This window comes from Pseudomonas sp. SO81 (genome assembly GCF_030374125.1).
GTDB lineage: Bacteria > Pseudomonadota > Gammaproteobacteria > Pseudomonadales > Pseudomonadaceae > Aquipseudomonas.
The window spans coordinates 871,018-887,845 of sequence record NZ_CP126126.1; the positions used below are offsets into that span (position 1 = coordinate 871,018).

Sequence of the window (16,828 nt, forward strand, 5' to 3'; positions counted from 1 at the left end):
ATTATTAGCGATAAGGATTCGCCATGAAAAAAATCGCCCTCGGCATCGCCCTGCTGCTGGCAGGCGCAGCCGGTGCCCTGTACCTCTCTCCTGCCGCGCTGGTGACCGGTGTGCGGTTCGTCGAACGCCAGTTGGCAGGAGTCTCCCCGAAGGCAATCACGGTCGACGGGCTGACCATACATTACTACGAAGGCGGACCGGCGGACGGTGAAACACTGCTGATGATTCACGGATTCGGCGCCGATCGCGATAACTGGCTGCGCTTCTCCCGTCACCTCACCCACCGCTACCGTGTCATCGCCCTGGACCTGCCCGGCTTCGGCGAGAGCAGCAAACCGGATGCCAGCTACGATGTGGTCAGCCAGATGGAGCGAGTTCGGGCCTTCGCCAACGCTCTGCAGCTCGACAAGCTGCACCTGATCGGCAATTCCATGGGCGGGCATATCGCCGCGCTGTATGCCGCGCGCCATCCCGAACAGGTCCTGAGTGTCGCGCTTCTGGACAACGCCGGGGTCAATGCACCGCAAAAGAGCGAGATGATCCAGCGCCTCGAACGCGGCGAGCCCAACCCGCTGGTGGTCCGCAGAGCCAAGGACTTCGACGCGCTGATGAGCTTCGTCTTCGTCACCCCCCCACCGCTGCCGGATTCCCTCAAGCGCTACTTTGCCGAAAGGTCGGTGGCCAACCAGGAACACTACGACCGCATCTTCGCCCAGCTGCGTGGCCACTATGTGCCGCTGGAGCCTGAGCTGCCGAATATCCAGGTGCCGACCCTGGTGCTGTGGGGCGAGCAGGACCGTGCCCTGCATGTCTCCAGCATCGAGGTGATGAGACCGCTGCTGAAGAAACCGACCGTGGTAGTGATGAAGGATTGCGGCCACGCGCCGATGATCGAGCGCCCCGAGGAAACGGCGCAGCACTATCAGGCCTTCCTCGACAGTCTGTAGAAGCCGGCCTTGCGCAAACAAAAAACCCGCTCGATGAGCGGGTTTTTTGCGAGAGCGAAGAAGCTGGATCAGACCAGTTTCTCGAGCTCCGGTACGGCTTCGAACAGGTCAGCCACCAGGCCGTAGTCAGCCACCTGGAAGATCGGGGCTTCTTCGTCCTTGTTAATGGCGACGATGACCTTGGAGTCCTTCATGCCTGCCAGGTGCTGGATGGCACCGGAGATGCCGACCGCGATGTACAGCTGCGGAGCGACAATCTTGCCGGTCTGGCCAACCTGCATGTCGTTCGGCACGAAGCCGGCGTCGACGGCAGCGCGGGAAGCGCCAACGGCAGCGCCCAGCTTGTCGGCCAGAGCGTACAGGTGCTTGAAGTTGTCACCGTTCTGCATGCCACGGCCGCCGGAAACGACAATCTTGGCAGCGGTCAGTTCCGGACGGTCGGACTTGGCCAGCTCTTCGCCGACGAAGGACGACTTGCCGGTGTCGCCGCCAGTGGTAACGGCTTCGATGGCAGCGGAGCCACCTTCGGCAGCAGCGGCGTCGAAGCCGGTGCCACGCACGGTGATCACTTTCACGGCAGCCGAGGACTGTACGGTAGCGATGGCGTTACCGGCATAGATCGGGCGCTTGAAGGTGTCGGCGCTTTCGACGGCAACGATCTCGGATATCTGGTCGACGTCCAGCTGAGCGGCAACGCGCGGCAGGATGTTCTTGCCGTTGCTGGTGGCGGCAGCCAGGATGTGGCTGTAGCCCTTGCCCAGCTCGGCAACCAGCGGAGCGACGTTCTCCGGCAGCTGGTTGGCGAAGGCGGCGTTATCGGCGACCAGCACCTTGCTCACGCCAGCGATTTTGGCAGCGGCTTCGGCAGCGGCACCGGCATTGGAACCGGCGACCAGCACGTGAATGTCACCACCGATCTTCTGGGCAGCGGCAACGGTGTTCAGAGTGGCAGCGGCCAGAGCGGCGTTAGTGTGTTCTGCAACAACCAAGATAGTCATTTAGATTACCTTCGCCTCGTTCTTCAGTTTCTCGACCAGTTCAGCCACGGACTTGACCTTGATGCCGGCGCTGCGGGCAGCAGGCGCTTCGACTTTCAGGGTCTTGACGGTGGAAGCGGTGGAAACGCCCAGGGCGTCCGGGGTAACCACGTCCAGCGGCTTCTTCTTGGCTTTCATGATGTTCGGCAGCGACGCGTAGCGCGGCTCGTTCAGGCGCAGGTCGGTGGTGACGATCGCCGGCAGAGCCAGGGCAACGGTCTGCAGACCGCCGTCGATTTCGCGGGTCACGTTGACCTTGTCGCCAGCCACTTCGACCTTGGAGGCGAAGGTGCCCTGGGCGAAGCCGGTCAGGGCGCCCAGCATCTGGCCGGTCTGGTTGTTGTCGCTGTCGATGGCCTGCTTGCCCATGATGACCAGTTGCGGCTGCTCCTTGTCGACCACGGCTTTCAGCAGCTTGGCCACGGCCAGGGAGTTCAGCTCTTCGTTGGTCTCAACCAGGATCGAACGGTCAGCACCCAGGGCCAGAGCGGTGCGCAGTTGCTCCTGAGCGGCGTTCGGGCCGATGGTGACGACGACGATCTCGCTCGCCACACCTTTTTCCTTCAGACGTACGGCCTCTTCCACGGCGATTTCGCAGAAGGGGTTCATCGACATCTTGACGTTGGCGAGGTCGACGCCGGAGTTGTCCGCCTTGACGCGGACTTTGACGTTGTAGTCGACCACTCGTTTGACAGCTACAAGAACCTTCATGGATTCCTCGTTACTCTCCGGTGAATAAGAATGTCGCCAAGGCAAGCCTGGCCGGTGATGCTAGTCGGCCGGAACCGACGGTCAGCCCATACGGCGAACGCAAAACCGCCCGTATCTTGACCGGAACGCCCTTTTCGGTCAACACGAAAAACTCCCATTTATCTGGCGCCAAGCCTTGCGCTACACGGCTTTGACAAAATTCAAACAAACGTTTGTATTGGACGTGCAAGGGGCTATATATATAATGCCCAGCGCGCAGGCCAGAGAAAGCCTAGCCAAGCCAGATCAATAACACCGAAGAAGCCTTGAGTAGGAGATTCTCTGTGGAACGCGAATTTATGGAATTCGACGTCGTCATCGTCGGCGCCGGCCCCTCGGGCCTCTCCGCCGCCTGCCGACTGAAGCAGAAGGCCGCCGACGCCGGCAAAGAAATCAGCGTCTGCGTGGTCGAGAAGGGTTCCGAAGTCGGCGCTCACATCCTCTCCGGTGCGGTCTTCGAGCCGCGCGCCCTGAACGAGCTGTTCCCCAACTGGAAAGAGCTGGGCGCCCCGCTGAACACCGAAGTCAAGCGTGACGACATCTATATGTTGAAGAACGCTGACAGCGCCATCAAAGTGCCGGGCCTGTTCGTGCCCAAGACCATGCACAACGAAGGCAACTACATCATCTCCCTGGGCAACCTGTGCCGCTGGCTGGCCCAGCAAGCCGAAGCCCTGGGCGTCGAGATCTACCCGGGCTTCGCCGCCCAGGAAGCGCTGATCGACGAAAACGGCGTAGTGCGCGGCATCATTACCGGCGACCTCGGTGTAGACCGTGAAGGCCATCCGAAAGAGGGCTACTACACCCCCGGCATGGAACTGCGTGGCAAGTACACCCTGTTCGCCGAAGGCTGCCGTGGCCACATCGGCAAGCAGCTGATCAAGAAATTCAACCTCGACTCCGAAGCCGACGCCCAGCACTACGGCATCGGCATCAAGGAAATCTGGGACATCGACCCAGCCAAGCACGAGCAGGGCCTGGTGGTACACACCGCCGGCTGGCCGCTGGACGTGGTCGGTACCGAGAACACCGGTGGCTCCTTCCTCTATCACCTGGAAAACAACCAGGTGGTGGTCGGCCTGATCGTCGACCTGTCCTACGGCAACGCCTTCCTGTCGCCGTTCGACGAGTTCCAGCGCTACAAGCACCACCCGGTGATCAAGCAGTACCTGGAAGGCGGCAAGCGCGTCGCCTACGGTGCTCGCGCCATCTGCAAGGGCGGCCTGAACTCGCTGCCGAAGATGGTCTTCCCGGGCGGCGCCCTGATCGGTTGCGACCTGGGCACCCTGAACTTTGCCAAGATCAAGGGCAGCCACACTGCCATGAAGTCCGGCATGCTGGCCGCCGAAGCGGTAGCCGATGCACTGCTGGCCGACGGCCAGGGCGGCGACCTGCTCAATGGCTACGTCGATGGCTTCAAGGCCAGCTGGCTGTACGACGAGCTGTTCCGCAGCCGTAACTTCGGCCCGGCGCTGCACAAGTTCGGCCCGGTCTTCGGTGGCGGCCTGAACTGGCTGGACCAGAACGTCTTCGGCGGCAAGATCCCCTTCACCCTGCACGACACCAAGCCGGACCATGCCTGCCTGAAGCCCGCTGCAGAGTCGAAGCGCATCGACTATCCGAAGCCGGACGGCAAGCTGAGCTTCGACAAACTCTCCTCGGTGTTCCTCTCCAACACCAACCACGAGGAAGAGCAGCCCTGCCACCTGAAGCTGACCGATGCCAGCATTCCGCTCAGCGTCAACCTGCCGAAGTACGACGAACCCGCGCAGCGCTACTGCCCGGCCGGCGTGTACGAGGTGGTGACCAAGGAAGACGGCGAGAAGAAGTTCCAGATCAACGCGCAGAACTGTGTGCACTGCAAGACCTGCGACATCAAGGACCCGGCCCAGAACATCACCTGGATCGCTCCGGAAGGCACCGGCGGCCCGAACTACCCCAACATGTAATTCGAGCCGCATTGAAAGAGCCGCCGCAAGGCGGCTTTTTCATGCCCGTCATTTGCCGGCGAAGGCCTGCTGCAGCTCGGCGATACCCAGCGTCTTTATCCGCAGCATGGCCTCTGTCACCGCTGCACGACGGCCGAATTTTCCGCCTGCAGAGCTATCTGGTACTCCCTGCCAGAACAGACCCTAGCGATCCTTCAGCCAGCCGCACAACTCCCCCAAGCGAGGTCCTGCTTGAGCCAATGGTGGCAGGGATAGCCGCCACCGCTAACCGGACGCGGCAGCTGACCAGAAACAAACAGCAGGCAATAAAAAAGGGCTCCCGAAGGAGCCCTTTTCAGTACCGCGTCAGATCAGTGTGCGAACAGCGAGCCGCCCTTCTTGCCGGCCAGTTTCTCCGGCTTGATCAGGAAGCGCGCCAGGGCTGGCAGCAGCCACAGAGCACCGAACATGTTCCACAGCAGCATGAAGGTCAGCATCAGACCCATGTCGGCCTGGAACTTGATCGCCGAGAAGATCCAGGTGACCACGCCGATGGCCAGGCACAGACCGGTGAACAGTACGGCCTTACCGGTGGAGCGCAGGGTCTGGTAGTAGGCCTCTTGCAGCGGCATGCCGGCCCGCAGGAAGCTTTCCAGGCGACTGTAGATGTAGATGCCGTAGTCGACACCGATACCCACGCCCAGCGCAATCACCGGCAGGGTCGCCACCTTCACGCCGATGCCCAGCCAGGCCATCAGGGCGTTACCCAGGATGGAGGTGAGGATCAGCGGCAGGATGATGCACAGCATGGCGCCGAAGGAACGGAAGGTGATCAGACACATCACCGCCACGCAGATGTACACCAGCACCAGGATCTTCAGCTCGGACGTGGCGATCACCTCGTTGGTGGCGGCCTCGATACCGGCGTTACCGGCAGCCAGCAGGAACTGCAGATCGTCCTTGTTGTTCTCCTTGGCGAACTCTTCCACCACACCCACGGCGCGCTTGAGGGTCGCCGCCTTGTGGTCGTTGAGGAACACCAGCACCGGCGCCAGCGAGCAGTCGGCGTTGTACAGACCGTCCGCACGGGCGATGGAGTTGTTGAGGATGTCCGGGTTGCGCGACAGGGTCTCCCACTTGAGACTGCCCTCGTTCATGCCCTTGATCACCTGCTTGGACACGCTGACCATCGAGATGGCCGACTGCACGCCTTCGGTGTTCTCCAGTTGCCACATCAGTTGGTCGATAGGCGCCAGGGTCTGGTGCGTGGAGCAACCTTCGTTCGGCGTCTTGACCATTACCACCAGCACGTCGGAGCTGGTCGAGTAGTTGCTGATGATGAAGTCGTTGTCCTTGTTGTAGCGCGAGTCCGGACGCAGCTCCGGCGCACCCTGATCGAGGTCACCGATCTGCAGGTGGGCCTTCTGGTACCAGAAGGAGGCCACGCCGGCGGACAGGGCGATGACCACCGAGATCGGCGCCACCACCGGGTGAGCGAAGTTGGACAGCAGACGCCAGAACGGCTGATCGCAGTTGGCCTCACGCTTGCTGCGCTCGACGGCCTTCTTGCTGATGCCGATGTAGGAGATCGCCACCGGCAGCAGGATCAGGTTGGTGAACACGATCACGCCCACACCGATGGAGGCGCCGATGGCCAGCTCGCGGATCACGCCGATGTCGATGATCAGCAGGGTGATGAAGCCGACGGCGTCCACCAGGATGGCGATCATGCCCGGCAGGAACAGCTGGCGGAAGGTACGGCGAGCCGCGGTCAGGGCGTTGTCAGCATCGCTCGACTGCAGGGCGATACCGTTGATCTTCTGCACCCCGTGGGAGATGCCGATGGCGAAGATCAGGAACGGCACCAGCATCGAGTACGGGTCGAGGCCGAAACCGGCCAGGTTCATCAGACCCAGCTGCCAGACCACCGCGATCAGGGTGGTGGAGACCACCGAGATGGTCGAGCGGATGCACCAGCTGAACCAGTACAGCAGCACCAGGGTGATGACCAGGGCGATGCCGAAGAAGGCCACCACCATGATCAGGCCATCGATCAGGTCACCGACCTTCTTGGCGAAGCCGACGATGTGCACCTGCACATTGGGGTTCTGCGCCTGGTACTTGTCGCGGATCTTCTCTTCCAGCTCGTGGGAGAACTGGCGGTAGTCCAGTTTGAGCAGCTTGCTCTGGTCCTTCGGATCCGGGTACTGCTCGAGCAGCGGCACATCGATGATGCTGGACTTGAAGTTGTTGGCCACCAGACGACCGACCTGACCGGACTTCAGCACGTTGCTACGCAGCTCGCCGAGGCTCTGCGCGGAGCCGTCGTAAGTCTGCGGGATCACTTCGCCGCCGTCGAAGCCCTCTTCGGTCACTTCGGTCCAGCGTACGCTCGGGCTCCACAGCGACTTCAGACCGGAACGGTCGACGCCGGGGATGTAGAACACCTCGTCGTGGATCTGGCGCAGGGTCTCCATGTATTCCTTGGAGAAGATGTCGCCATCCTTCGCCTCCACGGAGATGCGCACGGTGTTACCCAGGTTGGCCAGGTCGTTGCGGTGCTCGAGCATCTTCTCGATGAAGGGGTGCTCCAGCGGGATCATCTTCTCGAAGCTGGTCGAAGGCCGGATGTGCGAGGCCTGCCATAGCAGCAGCATGGTGATCACCGTACACAGCGCGATCACGATTGGCCGGTTGTTGAAGATCAGGCGCTCGAGGAAGGTCGCCTTGTCCTGGTGATGGCTACTCATGGAACTCATATGCTCATTCGCCCCGGATTATTGTTTTTGGCCTGGCTCGGCGCCAGTCGGAGAAGCGATCTGCACGCCGCCCTGCCCCACCAGGACCAGGTTGCCTGCCGCGTCGTCGGTGGCGCCGGCCAGGGAGGCACGGTCCGGACGATTGATCACGGTGAAGGTGCGCCCGGAGTCCTTGCTGGTCAGAACGCTGCCGCCATGGCCGACGATGACCACGGTGCCGTCCTTGAGCAGGCTGGCGTTGGCCAGACCGAACTCCAGCGGGCCGCTATCGGAGAGCAGCTTGACCTGCTGCCAGGTGGCGCCGAAATCGGTGGAGCGGAACAGATTGCCGCGCAGGCCATAGGCCAGAACGGTGTTGGCGCTGGCGGTGCCGATGGCGCCGAACAGGGTGCCCTCATACGGCCCCTTGACCTTCTCCCAGGTCTGGCCCCAGTCGGCGGAGCGGAACATGCTGCCAGCCTCGCCCACGGCGAACAGGCCGGCATCCTTCACGGCGGTGATGCCGTTGAGGTGATAGCCGTCCTCGTTGTCCATGCGGTCGCTGACGTCGTTCCAGGTCTTGCCGCCGTCGGTGGTCTCCAACAGCGCGCCGTAGGCGCCGACGGCGTAGCCGGTGCTGGCATCGCGGAACCAGACGTCCAGCAGCGGCGCTTCGCGCTGCAGGTCTTCGAACTGCAGATCCCAGTTGGCGCCGCCGTCGTCGGTGGCGAGGATCTGCGCATCATGGCCGACGGCCCAGCCATGCTTGTCGTCGGCGAAGTACACCGCGGTCAGCAGCTGGCGGCTCGGCACACGAGCCTGGACCCAGTTGCGCCCGGCGTCTTCGGAAAACAGGATGTGCCCACGATCGCCAACGGCGACCAGGCGCTTGCCGGCATGAGTCACGTCGAGCAGCAGGCTGGTCACGGCCTGGGGCGATTCGATGGAGAGGACGGCAGCTGCGTCCGCGGCCTGCAGAGGCAGGGGCGCGGCGAATGCCAGGACGGAACATACGCTGAGCAGCGACAGCGCTTTCGCCAGCGGCGAGTGATGACGGGCCGGGGCCTGGACGGAAGTCAGGCAACCGGAGCGGGTGCGCCGCACGACGGGCTCACGCATATATTTCCCCCTTTATTCTTATAGGTGGGTTCATTGCCTTTTATCAGGCGGGCTCATGCTATACGGCTTTGGAAAAACCTGACAATCGGCGTGACGTTATGTTTTGTTAAGCGCCGAATCACCGAGAATCGCCACATAGTAAAGGCCGCTAGCACTCTAGCGGCCTTTTGCCTTCACGTCTCTGGTAACTCAGCGCGTCCCGACTCGGCGCAGGGTCGCCACCGAGAAGTGGTTGGACTCGGGCAACGGCTGGCTGAAGTCGCTGGTGCCCTGCTCCTCGTTGTCTAGGTTCTGCACGTAGTAGCGCCCGGACTGCAGGTCGTGGAACACATCCAGCGCCGACCAGGTGGTGGGCAGCTCGTAGTAGTTCTTCAGGTAGGCGATGGAGACCCGCCACAGCTCGCCGCGGCTGTCGTACTGATCGGCCACCGCCACCTGCCAGCTGTCCTCGTCGAGATACAGGGTGCGCTTGGCGTAGACATGCCGGGCGCCGGGCTTGAGCGTGCCCTCGACCACCCACACCCGATGCAGCTCGTGGCGGGTGAACTGCGGGTCGAGGTGGCCGGGCTTGATCAGCTGGTCGTAGCTGACCTCCGGGCTGGAGATCCGGTAGTTGTTGTAGGGGATGTAGATCTCGCGCTTGCCCAGCAGCTTCCACTCATAGCGATCCGGCGCGCCGTTGAACATGTCCTTGTCATCGGCAGTCATCAGGTTGTCGGCGGTGGTTAGCGGCGTGTCGTAGGCGACATTGGGTGCGCGGCGCACGCGGCGCTGACCGGCGGCGTAACCCCAGGCCTGACGGGCCTGCTGCACCTGGTCCAACGTCTCGTGTACCAGCAGCGCGCCGCCGGCCAGGCGGGCCGGCGCCTTGGTCACGGCCATGTAATAGAACAGCATGTTGTCCAACTGCTCGGCCGAGCCACCCTGCTGGTAATAGTTGAACAGCGCCTCCTGGTGCGTGGTGACCAGGGCATAGCTGCCATTGCGCTGCACGCTGGCGTCCGAGGACTGGCGCACCGCATAGGTACCGCGATAGCGGGCGACATGGTTCCACAGGGCCTCGACGCCGTTCTGCGGAATCGGGAAGGGAATGCCGCCGAAGGCCTCGGCGAAACCGTTGCCACCCTCCAGCAGGCGCGCCTTCTCCGCGTTGCGACGGGTGTTGTCGTATACCCACTGCGGCGCGGAAGCACTGCGCCGGGTCTGGTAGACCGGCATCTGGAAGCTGTCCGGATAGGACTTGAACAGGGCCAGTTGGCCCGGCGTCAGGTTGTCCTTGTACTGCTCCAGGTTGGCCTTGCTGATGGTGAACAGCGGCTTGTCGCCCTGGAACGGGTCGACATGGTGATGGCCGGGGCCGGCGTAACCCGCCGGGGCCTGAGTGATACCGCCGCTCCAGGCGGGAATGGTGCCGGCCGCATTGGCCGCCTTGTCGCCACCCAGCGGGGTCAGGCTGGCTCCCAGCTTGGCGGCCTCGTCGGCACTCACCGCCGCCAGGGCGGCATTCGACAGGCACAGCAGCAGCCCGGTCGCGAACAGTCCTTTCAACATTCTTGTTTGCTCCACTCGTTCAGGCCAGGCATGGCTGGCCAGCTGTAAGCACCACCACCAGGGTGTTGCCGGAAGCCCGCATCCTTTCCGGAAGGCCTGCAGCAATGCCTGGCGCGCGGACTGCCGGCGCGAGCAATTCAGCGCATTGCGGGTGATGACCGATGATCGAGATGGCCGGATGCCAGCTCGATCGCGCGGCAGTTAAGCAGATACACCCAGGCAAAAGCGCGCAGCAGCGCACGCACGGAGGCAACGACCGAGAGGTCCGAAACAGGCCGAGAGGTCAGACGAAAAAATGTCGACCCGGTCGCAGACCGGGCCGCAAAAGCCACTCGAACGAGCGGCGGGAGTAGAACTGGGTGAACGGCGGAGGCCGGCCTCCGCCTTGCTGTTGCTTAGCGAGTACCGCGACGACGCAGGGCGGACGGAGTGAACTCGCTCTCGGCCGGAATCGCCTTGCTGAAGTTGGCGGTGGTCGGCTCTTCGCTGTCCAGATTCTGCACGTAGTAGCGACGGCTCTGCAGGTCGTGGAAGGCCTCCATGGCCGACCAGGTGGTGGGCAGGTCGTAGTAGTTTTTCAGGTAGGCGATGGACACGCGCCACAGTTCGCCGCGGGTGTCGTACTGGTCCACTACCGCGGCCTGCCAGCTGTCCTCGTCGAGGAACAGGGTGCGCTTGCCGTACACGTGGCGGGCGCCCGGCTTCAGCGTGCCCTCCACGACCCAGACGCGGTGCAGTTCGTTGCGGGTCAGCTCCGGATTGACGTGGCCGACTTTCAGCACGTCGTCGTACTTCACCCCGGCGGCGGCGATGCGGTAGTTGTTGTAGGGGATGTACAGCTCCTTCTTGCCCAGCAGCTTCCACTCGTAGCGATCCGGCGAGCCGTTGAACATATCGGTGTCGTCGGCGGTACGCAGGCCCTCGGAGGCAGCGATCGGCGTGTCGTAGGCCAGGTTCGGCGCACGGCGCACGCGGCGCTGGCCGGCCGCGTAGGCCCAGGCCTGGCGCTGTTCCTTGACTTGGTCGAGGGTCTCGTGGACCAGCGCAGCGCCACCGGCCAGGCGCGCCGGGCTCTTGGTGAAGTTCAGGTAGTAGAACAGGATGTTGTTCAGGTCGGCGTAGCTGCCCTTCGGATCGTAGTAGCGGAACAGCGCCTCGACCTCGGACACCACCGGCGAATAGGCGCCGGTGCGCTGCACCGCGGCCTCCACCGAACGACGGGTGATGTAGGTGCCGCGATAGCGCACGATGTGGTTCCACAGCGCCTCGACGCCGTCCTGCGGGATCGGGAACGGCACGCCGCCATAGGCGTCGGCGAAACCGTTGCCGCCCTCCACCAGCTTGGCAGTGGTGGCGTTCTTGATGCTGTTGTCGTAGATCCACTGCGGCGCCGAACCGGAGCGACGGCTCTGGTACACCGGCATCTGGAAGGTATCGGGGTAGGAGTTGAACAGGGCGATCTGGCCCGCGCTCAGCTTGTCCTTGTACTGGTCCAGGTTGGCCTTGGTGATGGTGAACAGCGGCTTGTCGTCCGGGAACGGATCGATGTGGTGCTGACCGGAGCCCTTGTAACCAGCCGGGGGCTGGGTGATGCCGCCGGTCCACTCGGGAATGCTGCCGTCGGCATTGCCGGCCTTCTCGGCGCCGAAGGGGGTGAGCGTGGTGCCGAGCTTGGTCGCGTCCGCGGCGGAAACGGCGGCCAGGGCGCTGCCGGCGGAAAGCGCGAGGGCGACTGCGGCGCCCATCAGCGTGTGTTTCATCAACATGGTGGTTCTCCGTACTGGCGAGCCGGGCGGCCTGGCCGCCCTGCCCTGTGATTCGGTTTCAGAAGGAATACTTGAGGTTGACGCCCAGGTTGTCGCGATCGCGACCGCTGTTGTTCTGCCCGCCGCCGTAGTACTCGGTGTACTGCACCTCGGCTTCCAGGCTGTTCAGGTAGCTGGCGCGCAGGCCGACCGAGTAGGCCATGGCCCCCTCGACGAAGTTGCCGGTCTGGTGCGAGTTGCCCTGGAAGTTGTGCTTGAACACGGCGAAGGGCGACAGGTTGACCCCGGCGTAGACATCGTTCCAGGTGCCGGAAAGGGCCAAGGTATAACCGTAGGCGTCGCGGCTGATCTGATCCTCGTCGTCGTAGCCGGACACATAGGCGCCGTTCGGGCGACCGGCGAAGCCGCGCTTGACGCCGTCGTAGCCGGTGTAGCTCAGGCTGCTGGCGCGGGCATGCTCGGAGGCAATCTCGGCCACCCCCATCAGCGAGTCGAAGCTGATCGCCGGGCCGAAGTTGTAGATGGTGCCGAGCGATAGGTTGAACGCCTCGATGCGCTCGTAGTTGTGGAACATCGGGCCACGGCACAGCTGCTTGCCGGAAATATCGGCGCAGGCCTGGTCGCCGGCGACATTGCCGTCATAGATGTTGGTCTGGCCGAAGAAGCCCTGGCCCAGCAGATCGCCGAGCAGGTCGTTGGTGGCGCTGATGCCTACCGGCAGGTTCGGCCGGTAGGCGATCTCGCCGAATACCGAGGCCTCGCCGATGGTGGTGTTGAAGCTGAAGCCGTAGACACGGATGTCTTCCACGTACTCGCGACGGGCGACGGCATTGCTGGCGGCATCCAGAGTCGCCACGGCCGGGGCCAGCGCGGCGCCCTGCAGGGCCTCCAGCGCGGCCAGGTCGACGCCTTCGTAGTGGCTCAGGTCCACCGCGATCTGCGGTTCCTTGGCGTGGTAGTTGATGTAGTAGAAACCGAACTCGGTGAGGTTCAGCTCCTCGGCCACGTAGCGCAGGGCGAAGCCGTACTGACCATCGTTCTTGGCGTTGATGTCGCTGCCGACGTTGGCCACCTTGAACACGTTGTACTGCGGATCCAGATAGGCGTTCGGACCGTACGGGCCGTTGCCGACCAGGCCGGCGCCGAGTGCGCTCTGGTAGCCGGACATCACGATAGGCAGCAGCGGGTTGTCGTAGCGGGTGTAGGCCGTGTTGCCGCCTTCGGCGAACAGGTCGGTCTCGGAGAAGAAGGTACCGGCCGGGTCGATGGCCGACTCCTTCCAGTTCCACTGGTAGAAGCTTTCCAGGGACAGGTTGTCGGTCAGGCCGATGTTGAAGTTGAAGGCCTCCACCGGCACCAGCACTTCCTTCAGCTCGGAGCCCGGCAGGCGGAACTTGGCGGCGTCGATCGGGTTGGTGGTGTTGATGCCGCCGCGATAGAAGATCCCCTCGCCCCAGTTGAACACCTGGCGGCCGACCTTCACGGTCAGCGGCATGCTGCCCACGTCCCAGTTGCCATAGACGTAGGCGTCGAGGATCTCGGCGCTGTTGCCGGCGTTACGGCGGGTCTCGTCGGTGAAATGGTCGTTGTTCGGGTAGCTCTGGCTCGGGCGGAAATCGTCGTTGTCGTTGCGCTTGTCCATGATCTGGGTGTCATAGAAGGCAGTGCCGCGCACGAACATGCCGTAGTTCTGGTAATTGGCCTCCAGGTCGGAGGTGACCTTGAACACTTCGGAAACCAGACCGGTATCGAAGTTGCGGTTACCGTCGTTGCCGTTGGTGTCGTCGTTGGTCTTGTCCTGGCCCTGCACCCGGTACAGCTGACCGTAGGACAGGGTGGTATCCAGCGAGCCGGTCACCTCGCCATCGACGAAGCTGAACTCGACGGCGCCGGCCGGCACGGCCAGCAGCAGCGGAATGAGCCCGGCGAGGGCAAAGCCCGCCTTGGCGGGAGCGAGACAAAGGGACGACTTGCGCAAGGGGATGGCCATCGGCAACTCCATGGATCGATTGTTCTTGTTATGTCCGACTCGCCGGGCGCGCCCGGCTCTCGGCCGACGCGGGACTATTCAAGATCGATACCAAGAGACCGGTTTTACCAAGGGTTTTTCGATGCCAGGCACGCCAGTCCAAATCTGGCCGATGTCGCCTATGGATGTCTCAATTTGTCTCCCGACTGGCGCTATCTAACCTTGTGATTCCGCTCGTTTTTTCGAGGCGAAAGCGTCTGGGACGGGGCTTTGGCGAGCAGTGAAAACTGACCAGGAGAAAAGGAAACAGCGCGGTAACAGCGGATGCTACCGAGCAAGCGCTCGGTAACATCCGCTAGGCGATCAGGCCAGGCTCTTGCTGACCACTTCGTAGACGTCGCTGGACAGCTCGCCAGAGGCGAGGATGCGCTCCAGCTCGCCACGCATCAGCGCCTGACGCCGCGAATCGTACTTGCGCCAGCGGGTCAGCGGGCCCAGCTGGCGCGAGGCGATCTGCGGGTTAGAGGCGTTCAGGCTGATCACCTGGTCGGCCAGGAAACGGTAACCGCTGCCATCGGCCGCATGGAAGTTGACCAGGTTCTGGCCGGCGAAGGCACCGATCAGCGCGCGCACCTTGTTCGGGTTCTTCAGGGTGAAGGCCGGATGCTGCATCAGCGCCTGCACGCGAGCCAGGCCGCCCGGCAGAGTGCTGGCGGCCTGCACGCTGAACCACTGGTCCATGACCAGGGCGTTGTCCTTGAAGTGCTCGGCGAAGGCTTCCAGCGCCTCGGCCTTCTCCGCCTCGAAGGGCGAATTGACCAGTACCGCCAGCGCGGTGAGGCGCTCGGTCATGTTGTCGCATTCCTTGAACTGCTCCAGAGTCGCGGCCAACACCTCGTCCCTGCCGGTCAGCATCAGGTAGGACAGTGCGATGTTCTGCAGGCTGCGCCGAGCGAAGTGAGTGGATTCGGCCACGTACGGCGTGCTGCGCGACAGCTCGCGATTGGCCTGGTAGCGCGCCCACAGCGGCTGGAACAACGCCTCGGCCAACTGCGCGCGGGCGAATTCGCGGGCGGCGTGGATGGCGTCGACATCGGCCACTTCGGCGATCTCTGTGAGATAGGCCTCGCCCGGCAGCGAGAGCATCTCGGCGACCATGGCCTGGTCCAGCGCCTCATTCTCCAGCACGCTGCGCAGGGCAGTGACCAGGCGCTGATCCAGCACCAGTGCCTCGCCACGCTGATGCTGACCGATCAGCTCCTGCAGCACCTGCACGGACAGCTGCTGGCCCGCCTCCCAACGGTTAAAGCCGTCGGAATCGTGCTGCATCAGGAACATCAGCTGGTCGCGGCTGTAGGGGAAGCTCAGCTTGACCGGCGCGCTGAAACCGCGCAGCAGCGAAGGCAGCGGTTTGGCCTCGAGATTGACGAAGGTAAAGGCCTGTTCGGCTTGGGTCACCTGCAGTACGCGGGTGCGCCCTACCGGCTTGTCTTCGCCGACCAGTTGCAACGGCAGCTCGCGGCCCTGGGCGTCGAGCAGGGCCAGCTCCAGCGGAATCACGAACGGCAGCTTCTCGCTCTGCCCCGGCGTGGCCGGGCAGCTCTGACGCAGCTGCAGGCGATAGGTGTTAGCCGCCGCATCGTAGCTCTCGCTGACTTCCAGGCGCGGCGTGCCGGCCTGGGTGTACCAGCGTTTGAACTGGGTCAGGTCGACGCCGCTGGCGTCTTCCATGGCCTTGACGAAATCGTCGCAGGTCACCGCCTGGCCGTCGTGGCGCGCAAAGTACAGGTCCGAGCCCTTGCGGAAGGTCTCGGCGCCCAGCAGGGTGTGGATCATGCGCAGCACTTCGGAACCCTTCTCGTAGATGGTCAGGGTGTAGAAGTTGGAGATCTCCATGTACGCATCCGGGCGTACCGGGTGGGCCATCGGGCCGGCATCCTCGGCGAACTGGTGGGTACGCAGGTAGGCCACGTCCTCGATGCGCTTGACCGTGCGCGAGTTCATGTCGGCGCTGAACTCGGCATCGCGGAACACGGTGAAGCCTTCCTTGAGCGACAGCTGGAACCAGTCGCGGCAGGTCACGCGGTTGCCCGACCAGTTGTGGAAGTACTCGTGGGCCACCACCGCCTCGACACGCTGGTGGGCGGCATCGGTGGCGGTCTCGGCGCGGGCCAGCACGCAGCTGGAGTTGAAGATGTTGAGCCCCTTGTTCTCCATGGCGCCCATGTTGAAGTCGTTGACCGCGACGATCATGAAGATGTCCAGGTCGTACTCGCGCCCGTACACCTCCTCGTCCCACTTCATCGACTTCTTCAGGCTGTCCATGGCGTGCTGCACCTTGTCGATGTTTTCCGGCTCGGAGTAGATGCGCAGGGTGACTTCGCGGGCGCTCATGGTGGTGAAGGTGTCTTCCACGCACCACAGGTCGCCGGCGACCAGGGCGAACAGGTAGGCCGGTTTCATGAACGGGTCTTCCCAGGTTGCCCAGTGGCGGCCATCGCCCTCGCTGCCGCTGGCGATCGGGTTGCCGTTGGACAGCAACACCGGGTAGCTGTGCTGCTCGGCGGAGAGCGTGGTGGTGAACTTGCTCATCACGTCCGGGCGGTCGAGATAGTAGGTGATCTTGCGGAAGCCCTCGGCCTCGCACTGGGTGCAGAACATGCCGCTGGACTTGTACAGGCCTTCCAGCGCGGTGTTGCTCTCCGGGTGGATGCGCACGGTGCTGTCGATGACGAAGCGTTCTTGCGTCGGCTGCAGGGTCAGGTGGCTGTCTGTCAGCTGGTAGTCGGAGGCAGCCAGCTCGCGGTCGTCCAGGGCCACGCGGACCAGCTCCAGCTGCTGGCCGTCCAGCACCAGCGGCGGCAGACCGGCGCCCAGAGCCGGGTTGCGGCGCATCACCAGTTGCGCGTGGACCAGGCTGTGGTCCTCGTACAGCTCGAAGGTCAGATGGGTCTCGTCGATCAGGTAGTCCGGCGCCTGATAGTCCTTGAGGTAGATCATTTTCGGCTGTTCGGTACGCATCG

10 protein-coding genes are annotated in these 16,828 nt (G+C 63.4%); 2 read left to right on the forward strand and 8 right to left on the reverse strand.

Translation table 11 applies throughout. The features are described from left to right. The first annotated feature begins 23 nt into the window (after positions 1–23). On the forward strand, positions 24–947 hold the full coding sequence (locus OH686_RS04135; RefSeq protein ID WP_289536346.1) for an alpha/beta fold hydrolase: 924 nt from the start codon (positions 24–26) through the stop codon (positions 945–947). A 68-nt stretch (positions 948–1,015) separates the two neighbouring features. Here the strand turns inward: OH686_RS04135 and OH686_RS04140 are convergent, their stop codons facing one another. Both OH686_RS04140 and OH686_RS04145 read right to left on the reverse strand, forming a co-directional pair. Further along, positions 1,016–1,945 carry an electron transfer flavoprotein subunit alpha/FixB family protein gene (locus OH686_RS04140; protein WP_289536347.1) on the reverse strand — a complete coding sequence of 310 codons (930 nt, stop codon included), beginning with the start codon at positions 1,943–1,945 and terminating at the stop codon, positions 1,016–1,018. Continuing rightward, complete coding sequence (locus OH686_RS04145) at positions 1,946–2,695, reverse strand: electron transfer flavoprotein subunit beta/FixA family protein (RefSeq protein ID WP_289536349.1); 750 nt, start codon at positions 2,693–2,695, stop codon at positions 1,946–1,948. Between the two features lie 305 nt (positions 2,696–3,000). Here OH686_RS04145 and OH686_RS04150 point away from each other — a divergent pair, with 305 nt between their 5' ends. After that, on the forward strand, positions 3,001–4,683 hold the full coding sequence (locus OH686_RS04150; protein WP_289536351.1) for an electron transfer flavoprotein-ubiquinone oxidoreductase: 1,683 nt from the start codon (positions 3,001–3,003) through the stop codon (positions 4,681–4,683). 350 nt (positions 4,684–5,033) lie between these two features. On the opposite strand, the gene OH686_RS04155 is transcribed toward OH686_RS04150, so the two are convergent. The 6 genes from OH686_RS04155 to pepN form a co-directional block, all read right to left on the reverse strand. After that, on the reverse strand, positions 5,034–7,421 hold the full coding sequence (locus tag OH686_RS04155) for an efflux RND transporter permease subunit (protein WP_289536352.1): 2,388 nt from the start codon (positions 7,419–7,421) through the stop codon (positions 5,034–5,036). An 18-nt stretch (positions 7,422–7,439) separates the two neighbouring features. After that, positions 7,440–8,519 (reverse strand): WD40/YVTN/BNR-like repeat-containing protein, encoded by a 1,080-nt coding sequence (locus tag OH686_RS04160; protein WP_289536354.1) that lies wholly within the window; start codon positions 8,517–8,519, stop codon positions 7,440–7,442. A gap of 189 nt (positions 8,520–8,708) precedes the next feature. Continuing rightward, positions 8,709–10,070 (reverse strand): DUF1329 domain-containing protein, encoded by a 1,362-nt coding sequence (locus tag OH686_RS04165; RefSeq protein WP_289536356.1) that lies wholly within the window; start codon positions 10,068–10,070, stop codon positions 8,709–8,711. 395 nt (positions 10,071–10,465) lie between these two features. Then, positions 10,466–11,836: a DUF1329 domain-containing protein gene (locus OH686_RS04170; RefSeq protein ID WP_289536357.1), complete on the reverse strand. Its 1,371-nt coding sequence runs from the start codon at positions 11,834–11,836 to the stop codon at positions 10,466–10,468. A 58-nt stretch (positions 11,837–11,894) separates the two neighbouring features. Further along, positions 11,895–13,826 carry a DUF1302 domain-containing protein gene (locus OH686_RS04175; protein ID WP_289536358.1) on the reverse strand — a complete coding sequence of 644 codons (1,932 nt, stop codon included), beginning with the start codon at positions 13,824–13,826 and terminating at the stop codon, positions 11,895–11,897. Between the two features lie 342 nt (positions 13,827–14,168). Continuing rightward, positions 14,169–16,826 carry an aminopeptidase N gene (pepN, locus tag OH686_RS04180; protein ID WP_289536360.1) on the reverse strand — a complete coding sequence of 886 codons (2,658 nt, stop codon included), beginning with the start codon at positions 16,824–16,826 and terminating at the stop codon, positions 14,169–14,171. Positions 16,827–16,828 lie beyond the last annotated feature (2 nt).